21 protein-coding genes are annotated in these 19,483 nt (G+C 40.7%); 12 read left to right on the top strand and 9 right to left on the bottom strand.

From position 1 onward, the window contains the following. The first annotated feature begins 37 nt into the window (after nt 1–37). Nucleotides 38–883, top strand: a complete 846-nt coding sequence (locus tag ACH2BK_RS02905; protein ID WP_394997861.1) for an HpcH/HpaI aldolase/citrate lyase family protein — start codon at nt 38–40, stop codon at nt 881–883. Between the two features lie 9 nt (nt 884–892). On the opposite strand, the gene ACH2BK_RS02900 is transcribed toward ACH2BK_RS02905, so the two are convergent. The 5 genes from ACH2BK_RS02900 to ACH2BK_RS02880 form a co-directional block, all read right to left on the bottom strand. After that, nucleotides 893–1,645: a carboxymuconolactone decarboxylase family protein gene (locus ACH2BK_RS02900; RefSeq protein WP_395002079.1), complete on the bottom strand. Its 753-nt coding sequence runs from the start codon at nt 1,643–1,645 to the stop codon at nt 893–895. 525 nt (nt 1,646–2,170) lie between these two features. Then, nucleotides 2,171–2,725, bottom strand: a complete 555-nt coding sequence (locus ACH2BK_RS02895) for an Rrf2 family transcriptional regulator (RefSeq protein WP_395002022.1) — start codon at nt 2,723–2,725, stop codon at nt 2,171–2,173. Nucleotides 2,726–2,758: 33 nt separating this feature from the next. Further along, a complete protein-coding gene (locus tag ACH2BK_RS02890; protein ID WP_395002021.1) occupies nt 2,759–4,279 on the bottom strand; it encodes an MFS transporter in 1,521 nt (506 codons plus the stop codon). A gap of 148 nt (nt 4,280–4,427) precedes the next feature. After that, nucleotides 4,428–6,167 carry an HAD-IA family hydrolase gene (locus tag ACH2BK_RS02885; protein WP_395002020.1) on the bottom strand — a complete coding sequence of 580 codons (1,740 nt, stop codon included), beginning with the start codon at nt 6,165–6,167 and terminating at the stop codon, nt 4,428–4,430. Next, nucleotides 6,136–7,140 carry an AfsA-related hotdog domain-containing protein gene (locus ACH2BK_RS02880; RefSeq protein ID WP_395002018.1) on the bottom strand — a complete coding sequence of 335 codons (1,005 nt, stop codon included), beginning with the start codon at nt 7,138–7,140 and terminating at the stop codon, nt 6,136–6,138. The genes ACH2BK_RS02885 and ACH2BK_RS02880 overlap by 32 nt, the downstream gene beginning before the upstream one ends. 274 nt (nt 7,141–7,414) lie before the next feature. Between ACH2BK_RS02880 and ACH2BK_RS02875 the strand changes: the two genes are divergently transcribed. The 5 genes from ACH2BK_RS02875 (at nt 7,415) to ACH2BK_RS02855 (ending at nt 9,524) form a co-directional block, all read left to right on the top strand. Continuing rightward, complete coding sequence (locus ACH2BK_RS02875) at nt 7,415–7,963, top strand: NAD(P)H-dependent oxidoreductase (RefSeq protein WP_395002017.1); 549 nt, start codon at nt 7,415–7,417, stop codon at nt 7,961–7,963. Between the two features lie 102 nt (nt 7,964–8,065). Beyond that, nucleotides 8,066–8,848, top strand: a complete 783-nt coding sequence (locus ACH2BK_RS02870; protein ID WP_395002015.1) for an ADP-ribosyltransferase — start codon at nt 8,066–8,068, stop codon at nt 8,846–8,848. A 137-nt stretch (nt 8,849–8,985) separates the two neighbouring features. After that, nucleotides 8,986–9,267 carry a type II toxin-antitoxin system RelB/DinJ family antitoxin gene (locus tag ACH2BK_RS02865; protein ID WP_395002014.1) on the top strand — a complete coding sequence of 94 codons (282 nt, stop codon included), beginning with the start codon at nt 8,986–8,988 and terminating at the stop codon, nt 9,265–9,267. After that, a complete protein-coding gene (locus ACH2BK_RS02860) occupies nt 9,260–9,445 on the top strand; it encodes a type II toxin-antitoxin system YoeB family toxin (RefSeq protein ID WP_395002013.1) in 186 nt (61 codons plus the stop codon). Before ACH2BK_RS02865 ends, ACH2BK_RS02860 begins: the two co-directional genes overlap by 8 nt. Continuing rightward, nucleotides 9,387–9,524 carry a type II toxin-antitoxin system YoeB family toxin gene (locus tag ACH2BK_RS02855; RefSeq protein ID WP_395002012.1) on the top strand — a complete coding sequence of 46 codons (138 nt, stop codon included), beginning with the start codon at nt 9,387–9,389 and terminating at the stop codon, nt 9,522–9,524. Before ACH2BK_RS02860 ends, ACH2BK_RS02855 begins: the two co-directional genes overlap by 59 nt. 60 nt (nt 9,525–9,584) lie before the next feature. Here ACH2BK_RS02855 and ACH2BK_RS02850 read toward each other — a convergent pair whose 3' ends face one another. Beyond that, nucleotides 9,585–9,743, bottom strand: coding sequence for a hypothetical protein (locus ACH2BK_RS02850; RefSeq protein WP_395002010.1), 159 nt, complete (start codon nt 9,741–9,743; stop codon nt 9,585–9,587). Between the two features lie 198 nt (nt 9,744–9,941). Between ACH2BK_RS02850 and ACH2BK_RS02845 the strand changes: the two genes are divergently transcribed. Beyond that, nucleotides 9,942–10,706, top strand: a complete 765-nt coding sequence (locus ACH2BK_RS02845; RefSeq protein WP_395002009.1) for a methyltransferase domain-containing protein — start codon at nt 9,942–9,944, stop codon at nt 10,704–10,706. A 16-nt stretch (nt 10,707–10,722) separates the two neighbouring features. Here the strand turns inward: ACH2BK_RS02845 and ACH2BK_RS02840 are convergent, their stop codons facing one another. Next, nucleotides 10,723–11,283: an anthranilate synthase component II gene (locus tag ACH2BK_RS02840; protein WP_395002008.1), complete on the bottom strand. Its 561-nt coding sequence runs from the start codon at nt 11,281–11,283 to the stop codon at nt 10,723–10,725. After that, nucleotides 11,280–13,199 (bottom strand): chorismate-binding protein, encoded by a 1,920-nt coding sequence (locus ACH2BK_RS02835; RefSeq protein ID WP_395002007.1) that lies wholly within the window; start codon nt 13,197–13,199, stop codon nt 11,280–11,282. The genes ACH2BK_RS02840 and ACH2BK_RS02835 overlap by 4 nt, the downstream gene beginning before the upstream one ends. 107 nt (nt 13,200–13,306) lie before the next feature. Here ACH2BK_RS02835 and ACH2BK_RS02830 point away from each other — a divergent pair, with 107 nt between their 5' ends. The 5 genes from ACH2BK_RS02830 (at nt 13,307) to ACH2BK_RS02810 (ending at nt 18,114) form a co-directional block, all read left to right on the top strand. Beyond that, nucleotides 13,307–14,242, top strand: a complete 936-nt coding sequence (locus ACH2BK_RS02830; RefSeq protein ID WP_395002005.1) for a DMT family transporter — start codon at nt 13,307–13,309, stop codon at nt 14,240–14,242. Nucleotides 14,243–14,362: 120 nt separating this feature from the next. Continuing rightward, on the top strand, nt 14,363–14,911 hold the full coding sequence (locus ACH2BK_RS02825; protein WP_395002004.1) for a hypothetical protein: 549 nt from the start codon (nt 14,363–14,365) through the stop codon (nt 14,909–14,911). A 54-nt stretch (nt 14,912–14,965) separates the two neighbouring features. Further along, complete coding sequence (locus ACH2BK_RS02820) at nt 14,966–15,826, top strand: S6 family peptidase (protein ID WP_395002003.1); 861 nt, start codon at nt 14,966–14,968, stop codon at nt 15,824–15,826. 4 nt (nt 15,827–15,830) lie between these two features. Continuing rightward, entirely contained in the window at nt 15,831–16,733 is a 903-nt protein-coding gene (locus ACH2BK_RS02815) for a S6 family peptidase (RefSeq protein WP_395002002.1), read from the top strand. A 7-nt stretch (nt 16,734–16,740) separates the two neighbouring features. Then, nucleotides 16,741–18,114 carry an autotransporter outer membrane beta-barrel domain-containing protein gene (locus ACH2BK_RS02810; RefSeq protein WP_395002000.1) on the top strand — a complete coding sequence of 458 codons (1,374 nt, stop codon included), beginning with the start codon at nt 16,741–16,743 and terminating at the stop codon, nt 18,112–18,114. Nucleotides 18,115–18,214: 100 nt separating this feature from the next. Here the strand turns inward: ACH2BK_RS02810 and ACH2BK_RS02805 are convergent, their stop codons facing one another. Next, nucleotides 18,215–19,480, bottom strand: coding sequence for an NTP/NDP exchange transporter (locus tag ACH2BK_RS02805; protein ID WP_395001999.1), 1,266 nt, complete (start codon nt 19,478–19,480; stop codon nt 18,215–18,217). Nucleotides 19,481–19,483: the final 3 nt, after the last annotated feature.

Below are 19,483 nucleotides of genomic sequence, written 5' to 3'. Positions count from 1 at the left end.
TAATCCTAGCCCAAATTTTTACCACAAAGGACGGATTATGCGAGAGACGATTATGCGGGATTTCCCACGCGCTAAGAGCCTTCTTTTTGTTGCTGCGACGCGCAGGGAGGAGTTTGAAAATGCCTTTGGGAGCGAGGCGGACGCTGTCATTTTGGATTTAGAAGATTCTGTGCCAAGCGAGCGCAAAAACGAGGGCAGGGCGAATATTTTGGCGTTTTGTCAGGCTAACCCAAGCGCAAAATTTTTCGTGCGTATTAACGACGCGCAAAGTGCGTTTTTTGCCGATGATATGGCGTTTTTGAAGCAATTAGGCTTAGAGCAGCTCTATGGCATAATGCTCCCAAAAGCCGAGCAAAGAGCGCATATAGAATCTGTGATTGGTGCGCTAGGGGAGATAGCGCTGCTGTTGCTCGTTGAGAGCGCGCTAGGGGTGCAAAACCTCAATGTTACCGCATCGCACCCTTGTGTGGCGCAGCTTGCTTTTGGGGCGTTTGATATGATTTTGGATTTGGGCTTGCGCGATGGCGAGGGCAAGGACTTTATGCTCAATTTCGTGCGCGTGCAGATGGCACTAGCTAGTAGGACGCATAATCTCCTGCCGCCTATCAATCGCGTTTTCCCCAATACCCGCGATGACTCAAGGCTCAAAGCAAATATGGAATCTGCCTATTCTATGGGCTTTGGCGGATCGCTCACCTTTTATCCCAATCAGCTTGCCATCATCAATGCCGTGTTTTCGCAGGGCAGCACGCAAATGCAGTGGGCGAAGGAAGTGCTGCGCTTAGCGGCGATTCATAAGGGCGAGCCCTTTAGCTTTGAGGGCAATGTCGTGGATATACCGATGATTAAAAAGGCACAGGGGATTTTGGAGAGGAAGTATTAAAAGGTGGATTTATGGAATCTGCGCCACCTCATCAATCGCACTTAGGGCATTAAGAGCGCGTGGATAGCCGATGTATGGGATTAAGGCTGTAACAACTGCTATGAGTTTGTCTCTGTCGTTGCCCATATTTACATTTCCTTGTATGTGTGCTTTTACCTGCGGTTCAAGCCCGCCCATAGATATGAGATACACAAAGGTTAGTAATTCTCTAAATTTCAAATCAAGCCCCGTGCGTGTGTAGTAGTCTCCAAAGCAATTGCTACTTAAAAACTCCCTTATGTGCCTTTGTCCCTTAGGGGCTTTGTCTATCGCACTTCTCATACCCTCACCAAAAATATCTACCTGCGTTTGCAAACCCTTTTCATATCTGTTTTCTTTATTTGTCGTGCCTTGCTTTGCTAGAGGGAGTTTTATGCCTCTTTGCTTAAAAACCTTGTTTGTTATACTTAAAATGTCCGCAACCTTTGCCATACCCACATAAGGCGTAGCTTGATAAATCACCTCTTTTATGGCGATAGGACTTACTTTTGCATTTAACGCTGCCTTTAGCATAGTCTCAAACTCCTCTTTTGCAGGGACTGCTGTAAGGGAGGCTAAGATGATTAAAAGCCTCTCATTTTCATCTAAATTTGAGTGCGTAAAAACCTCATCAAATGCGAAATTTGCGTAGTTTGTGAAAAACTCTAAATCCTCTTTAGGTAGATTAGTGCTGCCAAAAAGCTTTTGTAGATTTGCTTTTGCGTTTGGTGTTACAGTGTTCATATTTGCTCCTTTGTTTTTAGAATCTGAAAAATTCTTGCCTTTAGCTTCTTTAGAATCTAGGGCAAAAAGGCTACTACCAAAGCCACTTAATGCGGCTGCTCCTAGCACAACCTTGCTTGTGTTTTGTAAAAAGATTCTACGCGAATCTTTTTGCTTTGTATCTATATCTTGCATTCTTGCTCCTTGAAAATCTTTTTTAAATCTATGATTAGCTTAAGATTCTAAAAAGATAGTATAAAAGATGAGAGCTACTATCAGTCAAGGGGGAAATGAGGTTTTAATGCGTTTTTATGAATTATGCAAAATTATGGCTTATTTTGTGGTATTTTCTCACTTTTTATGAGGCTCATTACTCCTCAAAGCCCATAATACCATTGCAAAAGACACACAGAGAATCTGCGCTACTCTTGTCAAGCTCACTTAGGCGATATTCTATCTTTGGCGGCACTATGGGGCATAAAATCTACTTGATTATGCCGCAGTGTATTGTTATTACAACCCACAGAAGTGATACAAATCAAGACTTTAACCCACAAGATTATCCTTATCCAAATCTTCTAGCAAAGCACTTAGCTTTACGCTTTGCAAATACTCTTCTAAAACCCTTTGAGCCTTTAAAAAATGAGAATCTAAAAGGCTATGGATATTTTTACCCAAAGGACAGAGCAAATTGGGATTAGTATGAAATCTAAAAAGCGTATAGCCTATTTTTTCTTTTGTATAAGCACTCTCTTTGTGTGTGCTTTCTTTAGATTCTTTCTTGAGTGTTAGAAAATCTTTACTTTTAGGCGTAGATTCTACCGCATAAAAAATATCTAAAAGGCTTATTTGCGTGGCACTTTTCATAAGCCTTGCACCATTGCTACCACGAAAAATAGAGATAAGTCCAGCATTTTTTAAAAGCGCTAGGATATTTCGCACGATAACGCTATTAATCCCCACAGATTCAGCCAAAACCTCGCCCGTTACCTTTTTGCAGTGTTTTTTGTCTGTGTGCTTATTAAATTCAGAGTCTGCATTAAAAAACTCTACGCACAAACAAATATGAATGGCTATGCTAAACCTTGAGGGAATTTGCATTGGTTTTCCTTGCCTATAAAATCTTTGATATTATTATAGCAAATTCTTTGAATGCACTTTTTGCCTCCCTCTTAACAACCTCCACACAAAAAGGCTTAAGATAAGGCAAAGAATTCCGCAAATTGATAGGCTATAAATAAAGCTTTGCTCGTATATATGCACTAAGACCTCTTTAGCTAAAACTTGGGAGTTTGCAAAGCCTAGATTCCCACTTGCTAGGGCTTGTGTATGAGAATCTGTTAGCTTTGCCATAGCGATAAAGACCACCATCAAAGACGCATATAAGGCTACGCCTATGCTTTCACTGCCTAATCTTAGGGTATTTAGTAGTCCTGCTCCTAAGCCTGTGTTTTGCCCCTTTAGGCTACTAAGAGCAAGATTATCAATGCCTCCTGCGTGTAAGCCCATACCAGAGCCGATTATAAAAAGGCTTAGTGCCATACAAGCCATTTTCACACCCTCATTCTCAATAAAAAGCGAGGCTAAAAGAGCAAAGATTCCCACACTCATCATCAAAGACATAGCAAGGGCAAGCAATCTAGAATCTATACCTTTTGCTAAAAGCTTACCCACTAAAAAGGGACAAAAAAGCATAGGCGTAGTCAAACTTAGCATAAAAAGACCGCTAAGAGAGGCTGAAAAGCCAAAAATAACTTGTAAAAATGTGGGAAAATAAGTTAGCAAAACCACAAAGCTAAAACCAGAAACAACAGCCACCAAAGAAAAGCCAAAAAAGGCTTTGTTTTTTAGCAAAGCAAAGTCTAGTAAAGGAGTGCGTCCTAAGCTATGTAAATGCCTTTGTTGCAATACTAAAGCTACGGCGCTTACTAGGCTTATGAGAAAAATTGCTAAAGTCATAGAATCTAAGCTTGAAAGCCTTGTGATACTTAGCATAAAGCAAAAGATACATAGCACAAAAAGGCTTGCACCGCTGTAATCAAAAGCAGTTTTGCTAGGCTTTTCTTTAGAATCTTCTTGTGGCAGGACTTTGGATAAAAGTAGCACAAGAGCTAGGATAAGAAAATGTAGAATAAAGATAGCACGCCATGAGATAGGAGTAGAATCTACACTTAAGCCACTAAAACTATCTATCAAAAGTCCGCTTAGAGTAGGTCCTAAGGTAATGCCTAGCCCAGCGGTTGTGCCAAAAAGCGCAAAGGCTTTAAGTCGCTCTTTTTCTTCAAAGTTTTTTATAAGAATAGCTGAACCACAGGCAAAAACACTAGCTCCGCCAATACCTGCTATTGCTCTAGCGATGTCTAGCAAAACCAAGGAAGTTGCAAGACTAGATAACAAAGAGCCTAGTAAAAATAAACTTATACCAAATTTCAAAGCCTTGGTTGCACCAAATCTATCGCTTAGACTGCCCCAGATAAGCGTAAAACAGGCAAAGAAAAGATTAAAAGCATTAACAACCCATTGTAATAATGTGGGATTATCGCCCAAATCCCTAGCGATATAGGGTAGGGCTATGGCAGTGCCAGAAATGCCACTTGGCACGACAAAAACAGCTAAAAGAATGGTAAGTAAGATAAGATTTTTCTTTGTTTGCATAAGTTGCTCCTTTATGTGTTTGGTGTTTTGGATTGATTGATTACAGGGATACTCTGTGGTCTATGCAATATCACGCCACTATCCCATTTAATAGCTATGCTAGAATCTAGCTGTATATGTGGCAATATGTCTAAAATAGCATTTAGGATTAGTAAGCTCTCAAGTTGTAATAAGTGCTGTCCCATACAGCTATGAGCTCCTCTGCCAAACTGTAAATGTTGCTTATTATTAAGCCTAAAGGGATTGATTTGCGTGGGATTAGCAAAAATACCAAAGGATCTCTATTAGCTAAAAGCACATCAGCATACACCACGCTATCTTTTGGTATCTCGCATTTAGATAGCCTAATGTTTGCAGTCGTGATTCTAGGAAATGTAGAGGTCGTGCCTAAGTTTGTTAATCGTAAAAATTCGCACAACATATTCTCACAAAGATTTCTTTTGATAAGCAGTAGATTCCAAAATTGCGGAAAATATAAGAGGGCATAGAGCATTTTTGAAATAAAAGTAAGAACATTTTGATAGCCTCCCAAAATTGAACCAAGCAATAAACCACATAATTCTTTATCGCTTAAATGGGGATTTGTAGCATTTTTATTTTTTATAAATTTTGCAATAATACCTTCTGTCTTTAAAGATTGCGTGTTTTGTAAAAATTCTAAGATAAAATCATACATTTGTGTAAAATCTTGTATCAACTTATCTGTGTGTTTAGAATCTGCTAATTGGATAGTTTTACTTAATGGCTTTAGGGTTGCTTCATACACTTTACAATCAAGCCCTAAAAGTTTTGCGTTAATCTCTAAGACAATACTATCCAAAACCACAAATAAATCAAACTTTTCACTTTTAGAGACAGAGAGCAAATGCTTTGTAATGATTTCTTGCATATCTTGCTTGCAACTAGATAAATTTGTTAGAGCATACTCTTTCATAGCAAATTGTTTCATTCTTTTGTGCTCGTCTCCATCAAGATTTAATAAAAGCTCATCAGGCGTAAGAGTAGGCAAGATGCTAGCTCCACCAATTTTGTTTGTGGGTTTTCTAACACAATCTTTGCTACTAAGAATGGCTTTTACATCATCATATTGTGTGACGTGATACACTTGATGTCCGCTTAAAATTTCGATAATTTCGGGTTTATCATTCTTGCATTGCGATATAAGTTTGTAAGACTGTTTGCAATCATATTGCGGTATGTCAGTAATATAGGGTAAAGTATCCATAAAAGTATTTTTTGGATACTTTAAAGTCCGTGTTATTTCGCTAAATACTTGTTTATTAGTAATAAATTGGATACTTTTCCAACCCATTTTACTTGCTGCTTCGCAGTTTTCTTGCACATCATCTATTAAAAGATTTTCTTGTGCTTTGGTGTTAGTAAGTTTTTGTGCGATTTCAAAAATTTTTCTATCTGGCTTACGACACCCAAACTTACAAGAATCTACAATGACATCAACATACTCATCAAGTTGTATCATTGAACGCCAATGAGATTCCCACTCAATAACATTATTTGTTAAAATTCCTACTTTGTATCCAAAAAACTTTAATTGTTTAAAGAGCAAAACCATAGTTTCATTTGGCATAATATTTTCAAACCATTGCTCCCCAAAAGCTTCTAATTTCGCTTTAGATGTGTCAAGGTTTGGATAAAGTTTTCGCAAAGAATCACGCAAAAGCTTCCCCCATTGTTCTTGTGTGATTACAGCATTTTCTATGGGAGCAAGCATTGGCATACTCATAGTTTGTGCTACATTTGACATAGCATTTTTAAGCTGTTCTGGCTTAATGCCGCTTTTTTTATGATATATTTCAAATAATTTATCAATAGGTGGCGATAAAACCCCTCCAAAATCAAACCAAATCATTGCAATCGCGGTATCCATCGTTTATCCCTGAAGTGTAAATACAATTTCTGATACTGCACAGATTGTATGATTTGCTTTTATGGTGGCTGTAATTTTTATCGTTGTTATTTTTGATGCAATGCTCTTTTTCAATAAAACAAAAGTTGTCATTATATAATCCACAAAAAGCCTTAAAATCAATCTTGATACCACTTACATATACATTAGCTGGTGTTAAATGGTAAAGGCTATGTATTACCAATAAAGAACTTTGTCTTATCGCCTCAACTAATAAAGAAGCTGGAATATGATCAAGCTGGTGGTCAAAAAAAGCTGGGTGTGCTTGGTTTGGGATTATGGTAGTTTGAAAATATTGTGATTCTTGTAAGAACTGTGTGATAACAACATTTGTGATAGTGCTTCGCCCTAAAGATTTTGGCGACATTTCATTCTTGTCTAATGGTATATAATTTTCATTTGCAATTTCACCTCTAAGCCTTTCATACATCTTAGGAGCAAACCAAGACATATCCATAATTTTCGTGGCATATTTTTTAGAGCCTATGAAAAGCTGCATATCAAGCAGTAAGCCATAATTATTTCCTCTTTTATGTTTTACCTGTAAAATAGTAATCTTTATAATGGATTGATAGCTTTGTGGCGAATTTTCCAAGATTTCATTATGCAGCACTTTAAAATCTGCACTATCAAAGATAAATTTCGAATTAAGAGCAACACCATAAAATTTATGAGCCACCAAGATAGAACATTGCCTAAAAACCTCAAGTAGAGTAGATACATCGTGCCTTGTAGAGTCTTGGGTATCGTTATAATAAGTATGTGCTCTAGGTAAAAAGGCTGCAATCTCAAAGGTGCTTTCGTCTATTCTATGAGAATCTGTGAGAAAAACCTCACCATTAAAGGCTTTATGTACGAGATGTTTTTCTGCACTTTGTGCGTAGTTGGCTTCCCATTGTGTCGCTATGCCTTGCATTGCCATTGTTTTAGTCATACATTCCCTCATTTTTAATTTTTATAATATTATATATTATATTTTATTTTTAGTCAATACCTCTTGTGTATTGTAAGTTAAATCTAACAGGGGCAATTTTTGTTTGCCAAAGCACTCTTATCGGTAAAAGAAAGGTCAAATGGAGTAATTAGAATCCAAAAACTTAAAAAAGATTATAAAGCATTAGAGCTACTCTAAGTCAAGGGCTTTTAGAAGAAAAATTAGCAAAATTTTGCTAGACTACCGCCATTTTATTTATGATAAGGACAACACAATGCAAAACAAAACTTTAATCCTCCTAGCCCATCCGGATATAAAAAACTCACGCATAAACAAGGCTTTATGCGAGGGAGCTAAGGCAAATTCTAAGCTAACAATCCACGACATTTACGCCACTTATCCCACTTGGGATATTGACATAGAAAAAGAGCAGAGCCTTTTAAAAGAGTATTCTAATATCATCTTTCAATTCCCCATCTTTTGGTATTCCTGCCCGCCGTTTTTGAAAAAGTATCTTGATGAGGTTTTTGCCTATGGCTTTGCTTATGGTAGCAGCGGCACTGCCTTGCAAGATAAAAAATTCGCCCTTGCGGTGAGCTTTGGCGATCATAAAGAATCTTTTGAAAGCAATTCCCGCATAGGCTTTAGTGTAGAATCCATACTCACTCCTTTTCAAGCAACTTTTAGATTTATCGGAGGCACTTATGTAGGGCATTTTACGACCTTTGAGGCTATGCCTATTGAGGACGGCGGCATAAGCGAGGAGGCCCTAACAAAAAGAGTAGAAAAATACAAAAGATTTTTAGAGAGATTTTGCTCCTAGTTTTAATAGTAGCCTTTTTAGGGAATTTCTCTTAATTTTCTAGCCATTTTTTTGCGCTATCTCTGAATCCTCATAGCACCTTTTTAATTGTGGGAGATTAATATGAAAAAAATATTGTGTCTTTTGTGTGTCCTTATGTTTCAAAGCCCCCTTATCTTTGCAGAAAGCCCAAAAAACGCCACGCAGGAGCATTATAGAGAATTTAGCAGCGGTAAAGAGGCGATTGAGTGGTGGTCTAGGCTTTATGCAGGCTTGATACTGAGCAAAGAGGAGAAAGATATCATTTATGACTATACCTTTGGGAATTTTTTTATGATAAATGACAAGCTTAGAGATGGCAAGCCACTAGATTCACTCTCATCAGAGCAGAAAGAAAAGGTAAAAAAGCTAGATTCTGCTCTTTCAAAAACCATTATCTTTGAAAATCTTACAACCTATCGCTATGAAAAGCTAGGCTTTATCACAAGGCTTATAGATTCTAAGTTTTTCTTTGAGCATGTGTATAAAAATGGCAAATTTGTAGAGGGTGCGGCAGAGCGGTATCTCTCAACGCTTATGGGGAAGCATTACAAAGACTATGGCTTTATGTCTACCACACTGATTAAAGATTCTGTGTTTCAAACCCGCCCTGTGGAGCTTATCATCAAAGTGCCAAGGTTAAATGATGCGATGTTTGTCTCTATGCCAGAGCTTGCCGCCTTTTCTACGCAATACGAATTGCTTTTCCCAAGAGATAGAGTGCTAAGGATAGAATCTGTCCATATTTCAGAGGATAGACGCAGGGTGAGCTTTGTGTGTAAAATGCAAGAGGTTTGTGTAGCGGGGAGAGAGTGCAAAGAGCCTTTGATAGACAATCTCAAGCAGCCAAATAAGCCTCTAGATTAGGGGCAATCTAAGCCGCTCTTAAGTATGTGTCTTAATCAAATGGTGGCGGTTGGATGAGGGCATGTGCCAAAGATAAAACTTTATACACTAACAATACTTATGCTATACTTTTGTATATAATTACACAAGGAGTTACTATGGCAAATACCTTAATGCAAATACGCGTAGATGAGAATCTCAAAAAAGAAGCGGATAAGCTTTTTGCTGACTTAGGACTTGATACTACCACAGCGGTTAGAATCTTTTTAAAAACCTGCCTTAGAAAAAAAGGCTTACCGTTTAGAGTGCAAAGACAAAAAAGTGTAAAAGAACCAGAAGAAGAAGCCTTTTACAGTGAGGAAAATGTAGCGATTTTAAAGGCGGGTTATGAGGCCTTGAAAAATGGCAAGGGTATGGTAAAGGAACTTATCGATGAATAAGGTTTTTTGGGATATTACTTGGGAGCAATACTGCTACTGGCAAGAAAATGATAAAAAAATTCTACAAAAAATCAATACCCTGCTAAAAGACATAGAACGAAACGGTAGCTTACAAGGGCTTGGCAAACCTAGCCTTAAAGGGCGATTTAAAGGGGCTTTACTCAAGGCGGATAAATGATAAGCATAGACTAATCTACTATACAGAGGGTGAAAACCTCTATATCATCGCTTGCAAGACGCATTACAAAGACAAATAAACCTTACAGCCTCCTAATCCACCGCCTTGCCATTGATGGTTGTGTGCATATTTTCCTTAATTATTTTGTGATTTTTGCCTTAAAATCGCCCTTGATAGTTTTTAGAATCTCCACGCCATCGCCCCTTAACTTGCCAAGATACACAAGCCTATTAAAGGGCGGCTGCCTGCCATAGAAGATTCCCTCTAAAAGCAAAAGCAATGCACATACCTTTTCCATCGCATATTCCTTGAAAGCAATTAGAATCTATTGTGAGATTCTAAAAAGCATTATAAAGCATGAGAGCCACTCTAATTCAAGGGGGATTTGGGAAAAATTGTAAAAAAATTTGTTTGTTTTTGCTCACTTTTGCTTTATATTTTTATTTTGCTTAGGATTTTTTTTATAATTTACAAATGCATTATGAAAGGAGAAAAGATGGCTTGGGACGCCAGTAAATATGTAGAATTTGAGAGTGAGAGAAATGTCGCAGTTTTGGATCTTATACAAAAAACAAAGCCTTTTTTAAGCAAGTGTGAAAATATCCTTGACATAGGCTGCGGACCGGGTAATAGCACAAGGCTTTTAAGAGAAAATTTTAAAGATTCTAAGATGCTTGGCGTTGATAATTCAGAATCTATGCTAGAGAGGGCAAATTCTTTAAAACTTCATAAGTGTGAGTTTAGATTCTGCGATATAAACAAGGATTTTTTAAGTCTAAATTCCAAATTTGATTTGCTTTTTGCAAACGCCTCCTTACACTGGATAAAAGAACAGGATAGATTTTTCAAAGAAGCCTTAGAGCTGTTAGAAAATGAGGGCGTTTTAGCCGTGCAAATTCCACTTGATAGCAAGTCTGTTTTTCATCAAATTTTGCAGAATTTAGCTAGGGATTTTGGCTTAAATTCTTCTAAAATTCGCGTCTTTTCATCTTTGATGATGCAGCAGTATTACGACATTTTAAAGCAAAATTTTAGCGACTTTGTGCTGTGGGAGAGCACCTACATACACCCGCTAGAAAATGTAGAATCCATAATCCGCTGGTATAGCGGCTCGGGACTGCGTCCGTATTTGGAATTTGCAAGTGATAAAGAAAGCTTTACAAATGAGCTTTTAAAAAGACTAAAAGAACAAATCAAGCCTCAAAAAGATGGCAAGGTTTTACTACAAGTGCCACGATTATTTTTCGTGGCTAAAAAATAGAAAAGAGTTAAAGCCACTACAAAAAAAGCCAATTTTTTAAAAGTCTTTTGCCATAGGTGCTTAAAATAGCTTCTGGGTGAAACTGCACACCAAAAGTCTTATACCGCTTATGTGCTAATGCCATCTCTACACCCTCTTTACTTTTAGCTAGACTTTTAAGGCAGTTAGGCAGGGACTTTGCGTGTAAGGAGTGATACAAACACACCTCAAATTCCTTTGGTATTTTTGTAAAGAGCCCGTGTTTTTTGTGCCTGATAATGGCTACTTTGCCGTGCTTAGGACTATCTAGTCTAGCTATCTCGCCCCCATAAGCCTCAATGATACACTGATAACCAAGACAAACGCCTAGTATGCTTTTGTGTCTAAAATATAAAATCGCCTCCAAGCACAGCGGCACTTCCTTTGGAGAATTTGGACCCGGTGCGATGAGTAGATGAGAAAAATCAAAACTTTCTAAGTCTTGAGCTAAAGTAAATTCATCGCTTTGCACCACCTCTACCCTAGCTTTAAGGCTCTTTAGCAAGGCAACTAGATTATAAGTAAAGGAATCGTAATTATCAAGCACTAAAACTTTCATTTTTGCTCCAAATCAAGCTCTACAAGCCCACGCACTGAATTTATAGCATAGATCTTTTGTGCCTTTAACAAGTCTTTTTTGTATAAAACACTCTCTTTTACCCTCCCAAGTCTTAGTAAAAACTGCCTTAAAAGCCCATTTAGCAAACCACACTCTAGGCTTGGTGTGTAAAAAAGCCCATCTTTTTGCACGATGAGATTACTCCTGCTACCCTCTAAAAGCCTCTTTTTCTCATCAAAAAGGGCTATGTCAAAGCACTTATTATCCTGCCAAAGTTTGTGGTATTTAGCAAAAGAACAAGAGCTTTTATGAAAGCTAAAATCATCTTTATATACAGGACTATTTGCAAGGAGTAAAAGCGTATTTTGCGTCTTTTTTAAAGGGCTAAATTCAAAAAAATAACTGCCATCTTTTTTAAGGATAAGCTTTGCGATAGCCTTATTTTCAGGCTTTGAATTTATAGAATCTAAGCCCACTAGCGATATTGCAGAATCTAGAGAATCTAAGCAAATTGACTTAGATAGTGTGTGCGAGTGTGGCGGAGTGAGGGCGGATTCATTTTGTGTGAGTGATACGCAAGGGCGTAGCTTTGAAACTACACAATCTAACTCATCAAAAAAGCCGTATTTTTTACTAAACAAGCCCTCACAAAGCTCTTTTAAATCCTTTGCAAAGTCCTTTTTATACTCTCTTTTTGCCTCTAAAACCCTCGCAAAGTCCTTAAAAATCCTATCACACTTAAAATTAAAATGCCTAGCACTAGCTAAGAGCCTTTCTAAATGCTCTTTAAAAAATAAAATTTCCCCACCTTTTAGATACATAGTCTCAAAAAGATAAAATTCTTTTTGCAGAAAATCCCCCTTTAAAAAAGCACTCTTTAGCTCTAGCTCCCTAAACTCCTCTTCTAGCTTAGAATCCCACACAAGCCCACTTCCAACGCCGTATCTAAAATTCTCATCGCCCTCTTTTCTAAAAAGCGTGCGAATGGCGACACTAAAGATGCTTTTATCCTTATGCACTAGCCCTAAAGCCCCGCAGTAAATCCCCCTATGCCTTTGCTCTAGGGCTTTTATAAGCTTCATCGTCTCTTTTTTAGGAGCACCCGTTACCGAGCCACAGGGAAAAAGAGCGGCGAAAATCTCAAAAAGTCTCACACCCTTATAAAGCCTTGCCTTGATAGTTGATGTCATTTGCAAGAGGCTTTTATAGCTCTCTATCTCAAAAAGCCTTTTTACCTTTATATCCTTTGCGATATGGGCTAAATCATTTCTAAGCAAATCCACTATCATCACATTTTCACTTCTGTTTTTGACATCGTTTTGTAAAAATTTAGCATTTTGTCTTGTCTCTTTTTTGTTTTTGCCCTTAGAGATAGTGCCTTTCATAGGCTTTGTTGTGATATTTCTTTTCTTAGTTTTAAAAAATAGCTCGGGCGAAAAGCTTAGAATCTGTAAATCCTCATTTTTAAGATACATTTTATATCTCGTGTTTTGCTCTTTTGCTAGGATTTTAAAAAGCTCAAAGCCGCTAAGATTTGTTTGCAATAATAATCCTTGTGTGAGATTTAGCTGATAGCTCTGTCCTTTAGCAACCGCCTCTTTTACTGCCTTAAAAGCCTTTTCATACTGACTAAATTCTAGCCTTGAAAGCTTTGGGTAGTATCTAGCCTCGCTTTGTAAGTCTTTAAGACTTTTTTTCTTAGCAAAGCCCTCAAAATACGCCAAATTCTCATCGCTTTCATAGCTAGGACTTTCTAAAATTTTATAAAATTCATAAGAGACATAGCCTAAAAAGTAGTATTTATGCTTTAAGCTTTCAAGCTTTTTAAAAAGCTTTTTTGCCTCTTTAAAGCTTTTAGCCCTAAGCTTTATCACACTTTCATAGTAAAGATACTCATCAAAGATAGCAAAATCCACGCCTAGCCTTTTTGTCCGTTTTTTATGGTATTATAGCAGCACTTGCACCTAAGGGTTTTTAGCAAAATTTTAGCAAATCCCATCGCCATTTTATTTAAGGAATTTTTATGTCCTCAAAAAACTCAAATTCCCTCACTCTTGGCATTATCCTTATGCTTATCTCCACTATCTTTTTTGCTTTGATGAATGCCCTTGTGAAATACCTTTCAAACCTTGGCTACTCCTCTATGGAGAATGTCTTTTTTCGTGCCTTTTTTATGGTGCTCTCTCTTTATGCTCTAGCCGGATTTTACCCTGTGCTTAAGCCCTTTTTTAAGAATCTTAAAAGGCTAGAATTTAAACCAAAGGCTAAGGGCGGCTTTAAGCCTATGCTTTTGCGCTCCTTTTTTGGTGCGGTGGCGGTTGGCATAGGGTATTATAACTTCGCCACTATCCCGCTAGGTATCGCCACTGCCTTTTTGCAAGCCTCGCCTATCTTTGTCGTCTTTCTCTCCTTTTTCACACGCAACAAACCTAGCCTTTTTGTAAGCCTCGCTACGATAATAGGATTTGTGGGCGTGCTATTAATCGCAAATCCTAGCACAAGCTCCATTCCTCTTATAAACGCTATCTTAGGTATCTTTGGCTCTATCTGTGCGGCACTCGCTTTTCTTACCATACCCAGCCTAAAGCAATTTTACACTGCAGAATCCGTAAGCCTATACTACGGGCTTTCTATGTGCGTGGTGGGTATCGGCGGTGTCTTTGTGCCTGTGGAAAAAATGGGCGGCTTTATCCTGCCTGATAGCTTTGCCTTAGGACTTTTCATACTTACAGGCATTACAGGAGCAGCAGGGCAGTATCTGATGACTAAGTCCTATATGTATGCAAAGCCCGGTATCGTCGCACCCATAGCCTATATGCGTATCGTGTGGAGCGTGTTTTTGGGTATGGCTTTGGGCGATAGCTTAAATTTACTGCCTAGCATAGGTATAGCTTTAATCGTGCTTTCAGGCGTCTTAATAGCCCTGCCCGTGTTTTGGCGGGAGTATAGGAGCGCATAGCTTTGCCTAGTGATAAAATAATCCTATCAGCAAGTCGCGCATAATGTTTCCTTGAGTGTTTTGGTGCTACAATGGCGCGCTAAATGAAAATCTCTATTGACAACCTAGGATTTATGCTCAATGATACGCAATTTTGGAATTTTTTTGTATGTTTGTATCGCGCAGGGGTGGCTATACGCCTCGGCTCTTGATCCAAAGTTTGCCTATCAATACTATTTAGACTTCGCGCTCAATCGCGCTCAGTTTAGCCCAAATGCTTCAAACCTCACTATCCCTGCAAAAGATCCTGCCAACACCCTCACGCTCCCCGCCCCTATGTCCGATTTCTCTGCGGCAAATTTGAAAGGCACTTGGCAGAGTGAGGCGACTAATATCGGCTTAGGCTATGCCATCACCGCGGCGCATATGCTAGATACTTCCCTCTCAAACCCCATAAAAGTAGGCTCTAGTCTCAACTTTGGCGGGGTTAGCTCTGTGGTGGTAGATAGCTTAGAATCGCGTCTTGGCAATAAGGGAGCACCAGCTGATTTTGCCGCACTTAAAATGAGTAAGTTAAGTCTAAATAGCGAGGCGCACTTCAGCCCCCACCTAGATTTTGTGAGCACAAATAATCCGCAAGGCAGCAGCCTCTATGCCAAATACATCTATAATGAAAGTGAGGCAAGGTAGCTTTTAGATTCTCATCGCTACACACTCTTTGCAAGGGAAGGCACAGGCGTGCAGATGATAGGCTATGAGGGACAAGGATCAGTAAAGATAGAGGGGAGCAATGCCTACCACACAGGCGGGCTTTTGGAGCTAAAGAGGCTTGGCATTCCTTTTGTGCTTGAAATGTATGCTTATGATTGGGACAATGACAATCGCAGAATCCCCTTTAGCTCCTCATCCGCTCCCGGAGATTCTGGCTCGGCACTCTATGTGTATGACAATCTCGATAAAAAATGGTATGCCGTGGGTGTGGTTAGTCAGAGTAATTGCGATGGGAATTATGAAACCCTTTGCTCTCAAGTGCAATACACTCTTATCAATGATGAGCTTATTGAAGAGCTTAAAGAGCCCAAATCGGTGTTTATAGGCAGTGGGGCTTATCGCTTTGATAATACAGGTAAGTTATTAGATTCTAATAATGTAGATTTGGGTGCGCACACAATCTTAGATTCTGTAGCTGGAGAGAATTTATGGCATAACATTAACAACAAAGGCAATTACGCGCAACGATTGCAAGCGATGAAAGCTAGCAAGGACTTGTATTTTAGCGACTCTGGCACACTCTCCTTAGAGAAAGACATCGATTTGGGCGCGGGCGTTTTGGTCTTTGGCAAAGATTCTGTGTGGCGCATTGAGAATGCGGGTGGCGCGAATAATGGCGCAAATAATGGAGCGAATAATAGCACAGGCAACAACGCAAATCCTTGGTTTTTGCACGGCGGGATCTATGCGGATTCTGGAGCGCGTATCACTTATAATGTCGCCACTAAAAAAGATGATTTTTTGCACAAGCTAGGGGAGGGCACACTCGTAGTTACTAGCTCTAGTCCAGATGCGGGGCTTAGGATAGGGCAGGGGCGATGGGCTAAGCTTTAAGGAAGTGTATTTTGTCAGCGGGCGTGGGGAGCTAAGGCTAGAGAGCGCGAGCAATATCGATACAAATTATGTGTATTTTGGTGCGCGCGGCGGGAAGCTTGATATGAATGGGCAGGATCTTAAGTTTGAGAGAATCTATGCGAGTGATAATGGCGCAAATATCCTAAACTCAAGTGCTACTGCCGCCACGCTCACGATAAACAACACGCAGGATTATCTCTACCACGGCAATATCGCCTCAAGCGCAGGCGGTATCAATATAGAATCTAGCACAAGAGCTAATCTCATCTTTGATGGCAATATTGACAATGCTAAGGGCACGATGCGCTTTAGCAATGGTAGCCTCACTTTTCAAGGACACCCCACAATCCACGCCTTTGTCAATGAGGAGGTAAAAGAGAAGTTAGATTCTATGAATTTAGGTGAAGGGGTTTTCACTAGCCCCACGAGCTTTTCTCAAGGCGATTGGGAGCATAGGGAGTTTGTGCTTAAAACCTTAGATTTGCAAAGTGCGAGCTTTAGCCTAGCGCGCAACGCCACCCTGCGCACGACTACAAACGCTACAGATTCTACCCTAAGCCTAGGCACAAGCACCCTATGGCGTGATGAAAACGATGGGGAGAATGTAAGCACAAACGCTAGAGACGGCAACGAGATTCTAGTAGGGAGTGATCAGCTTGAGGGCGTAGGCAAGGATATGAGATTTACTCAAAATCTAAGGCAAGGGCAAATCGCAGATTCTGCAAAAGGAGAAGTGCTCTTTGTGGGGGATATAGAATCTAAGGGCAGCAGCAACACGATAGGGATATTAGATTCTACCCTGCAGGGCAATATCACAAACACAAACGCCACAACCACGCTTTCACTCAACCGTGCGCACACTAAGCGCAAATCACACCACCTTTAGCCTACAAGTGGATTTGGCAAGCAACACCGCCCAAAGAGTAGAATCTAGCCTACATACGCAAGGAGGCAGCAATACACTGCTATTGCACCTGCTTGCTGCCCCAAGCACTAGCGCAGCGTCGCCAAGCCTCCTCCTTGCCTCCCTGCAAGATTCTAAACAGAATCTAAGCAAGGAGTATTTTGCCCTCCCCGATATACAGGAGGGCTTTAGCACATATACGCCAAATGTCGCTTTCACACATAAGGGCGATAAGGCGCAGTGGAGCTTGGAGCTAAAATCGCACGAAGAGAGCGGCAGCCAAAATAGTGGCAGTGAGAGCGGCGGTAGTCAAAACAACGCTATGGGAGAGAATCTAAGCTATTTTAGTATCCGCCCCAATGCAGAATCGCTAAACCGCGCCAATGGGCTTTTTAACCAAGTCCTACTAGGCTATGTCATCGAGTGGAACAACCTGCAAAAGCGAATGGGCGAATTGCGCGAAAATCCAAAGGCAGTGGGCGCGTGGGTGCGCACCTTTGGCGGAGGGAGCAGCGAGGGTAATTATCGCGGGAATTTCTTTGAGGTGCAGCTAGGGAGTGATTATCAGCTGCCCTTTAGAGGGGGCAAACTCTATGTGGGCGGGCTGCTAAACTACACGCGCAATCTCCTCCAAGGCGTGGGCACAGGCGCGCAGAGCAATGGCTATGGCGCGGGCGTGTATGTGAGCGCGCTTTTTGATAGCGGGGTGTATGTGGATTCTGTGCTGCGCTATGTGTATAAGGAGTATTCTATCGATGCGAGCTTTATCCCAAATGGCGCAGGCGGGATAAGTGGCTTAAGTGGTGCTAGTGGGGGCAATACCTTGCTTTTTAGTGTTGAGGGCGGATATAGGCTTAGGCTAGAGGATTTTTTCACACATAGGGCGTTTAGGCATTTCTACCTAGAGCCACAAGTCGAGCTTATCGCGGGCTATCTGCAAGGGGCAAAATGGCAAAATGCAATCGTGAGCTTAGAGCTTAGGGATTCTGTGCCTGTGAGCGTGAAGCCCGCACTTTTTGTCGGCAAGCGATTTTTCTTTAGCCCCAAGGGTGCGGGGGCACACGCCGCTTGCGCTAGCCCATCACGCGCACGCCCCGCTTCACAGAATCTTTTGGGAGATTCTGTGCGAGATTTTGCTCAAGATTCTGAGCAATCCCCTAAGCAAAGCGCGCAGGCTATGAGTGATTGTCTCACACCGCAGGATCAGAGCCTTGGTATGCGCTTTGGGCTAGGTGGGGCGATTGATATGCACCGCTATGGGGATAGGATTTTGCGCGATAGGAGCGGGGCGCGCGAGCTTAGAGGCATAGCCGATAGCCGTATGTTTGCCTCTCTCTCACTTGATTATGTGCTAAGTGAGTGATTGCGCTTTCATCTCGAGTTTGAGCGTAGCTTTTTTGGAATCTTAAATATCGATTGGCTCGTAAGTGCGAATATGCGCGTGGGGTTTTAGGGAGCATAGGCTAGGGCTTTTCATACCTTTTGCCTAGATAAAATCCCAAAGCCCCCCATATGAATGAAAGCAGCGCGCCCACTAGCAGCGTAGCACCCACGCCAAGCTTTAATACCGCGCTTTCAACTTGCGCTCCTAGCGCATCGCCCCCGCGATACACAACGGTGTCAAAGAAATTTTTTACCTTGTATTTAGAATCCGAATCAAGTGGGACAAAGAGCATCTCCCTGCCCGGCTTTACAAGCGCATACTCGCCCACCCTGCGCACACTCATCACTATCACAAAGGGCAAAAACATCGGGTGTGTAAGACTAAGAATCACAAAGCCCACGCCCACCACAAAGCCAAGCAAGGAGAGCAGCCACCTAAGCCCTAACTCTGCAATCTTAGCGGTAAAAAAAATCTGTATGATAAAGCTGAGAGTCTGCACGATAAAATCGATATTGGCAAAGGCTTGCGTGCGCGCCTCACGCGTGGGGAAAAGCTCTTTGATAATCCGCGCTTGCTCCATATACAAAAAGGTGCTCACACTTGTAAGCAGCAAGATAAAAGCTAGGAAAGCTAAGAGGTACTTGGAGTGCAAGATAAGGCTAAAGCCCGCAAAAGGATTGCGCGAGCCGATGGGCTTTTGGAATCTATGCGTAAATTCCTCTTTATCTAGTGCGAATTTTTGCGCCTCTTTGACTAAAAGCCACTTAAGAGCAAGGCTAAGGCACAAAAACAAAAGGGAGAGAAAAATAAAATTTGTATTGCCAAGATATGAGACAAAGAGGCTCACAAGAGCTGCTCCCACGATACTCCCAAGGCTTGCCCCAGCAGAGATAATGCCAAAAAGCCGCTTGCTAGAATCCTGCCTAAACACATCAGCTAGCAAACTCCACGCACTAGAAATCACAAAGAGATTAAACACCGACACCCACACATAAAACACTCTACAAAGCCACACAAACGCCTCAGTATGCGGGGCGATAAGGGACATAGCGACATAAAAGCCCAAGAGATTGAGGGCAAAAAAGCAATAAATGGTATTAAGGTAGTTTTTGCGCTTCACCTTTGTGCTAAGCCACATCGCAAGCAAGGAGGCAAAGAGCGTAGCCACAAAAGTGCTCAAAAAAAGCCATTTGAGCTCCTCCTCTCCGCCCTCTAGCCCTAGAGAATCCCTCAAAGGACGCAAGAGGGCATAGCTCGCAAAAAGCACGAAAATAAAGCTAGCAGAGAGGATAAGCAGGGGCAGCTCCCCTCTTTTGACACTAAAGATTTTATAGAGTAGATTCATACT

Source organism: uncultured Helicobacter sp., from assembly GCF_949282165.1.
Taxonomy (GTDB): domain Bacteria; phylum Campylobacterota; class Campylobacteria; order Campylobacterales; family Helicobacteraceae; genus Helicobacter_F.
The sequence above is the reverse complement of the archived record's forward strand: the minus strand, read 5'-3'. Positions and strand labels throughout refer to the sequence as shown.

Bases quoted from the DNA above. Each gene is read 5' to 3' on its own strand.
- ACH2BK_RS02875 (WP_395002017.1), top strand. From the start codon at position 7,415: ATGCAAAACAAAACTTTAATCCTCCTAGCCCATCCGGATATAAAAAAC.
- ACH2BK_RS02805 (WP_395001999.1), bottom strand. From the start codon at position 19,480: ATGAATCTACTCTATAAAATCTTTAGTGTCAAAAGAGGGGAGCTGCCC.
- ACH2BK_RS02885 (WP_395002020.1), bottom strand. From the start codon at position 6,167: ATGGATACCGCGATTGCAATGATTTGGTTTGATTTTGGAGGGGTTTTA.
- ACH2BK_RS02880 (WP_395002018.1), bottom strand. From the start codon at position 7,140: ATGACTAAAACAATGGCAATGCAAGGCATAGCGACACAATGGGAAGCC.
- ACH2BK_RS02830 (WP_395002005.1), top strand. From the start codon at position 13,307: ATGTCCTCAAAAAACTCAAATTCCCTCACTCTTGGCATTATCCTTATG.
- ACH2BK_RS02845 (WP_395002009.1), top strand. From the start codon at position 9,942: ATGGCTTGGGACGCCAGTAAATATGTAGAATTTGAGAGTGAGAGAAAT.
- ACH2BK_RS02840 (WP_395002008.1), bottom strand. From the start codon at position 11,283: ATGAAAGTTTTAGTGCTTGATAATTACGATTCCTTTACTTATAATCTA.
- ACH2BK_RS02825 (WP_395002004.1), top strand. From the start codon at position 14,363: ATGATACGCAATTTTGGAATTTTTTTGTATGTTTGTATCGCGCAGGGG.
- ACH2BK_RS02870 (WP_395002015.1), top strand. From the start codon at position 8,066: ATGAAAAAAATATTGTGTCTTTTGTGTGTCCTTATGTTTCAAAGCCCC.
- ACH2BK_RS02905 (WP_394997861.1), top strand. From the start codon at position 38: ATGCGAGAGACGATTATGCGGGATTTCCCACGCGCTAAGAGCCTTCTT.
- ACH2BK_RS02890 (WP_395002021.1), bottom strand. From the start codon at position 4,279: ATGCAAACAAAGAAAAATCTTATCTTACTTACCATTCTTTTAGCTGTT.
- ACH2BK_RS02850 (WP_395002010.1), bottom strand. From the start codon at position 9,743: ATGGAAAAGGTATGTGCATTGCTTTTGCTTTTAGAGGGAATCTTCTAT.
- ACH2BK_RS02900 (WP_395002079.1), bottom strand. From the start codon at position 1,645: ATGAACACTGTAACACCAAACGCAAAAGCAAATCTACAAAAGCTTTTT.
- ACH2BK_RS02865 (WP_395002014.1), top strand. From the start codon at position 8,986: ATGGCAAATACCTTAATGCAAATACGCGTAGATGAGAATCTCAAAAAA.
- ACH2BK_RS02895 (WP_395002022.1), bottom strand. From the start codon at position 2,725: ATGCAAATTCCCTCAAGGTTTAGCATAGCCATTCATATTTGTTTGTGC.
- ACH2BK_RS02820 (WP_395002003.1), top strand. From the start codon at position 14,966: ATGATAGGCTATGAGGGACAAGGATCAGTAAAGATAGAGGGGAGCAAT.
- ACH2BK_RS02860 (WP_395002013.1), top strand. From the start codon at position 9,260: ATGAATAAGGTTTTTTGGGATATTACTTGGGAGCAATACTGCTACTGG.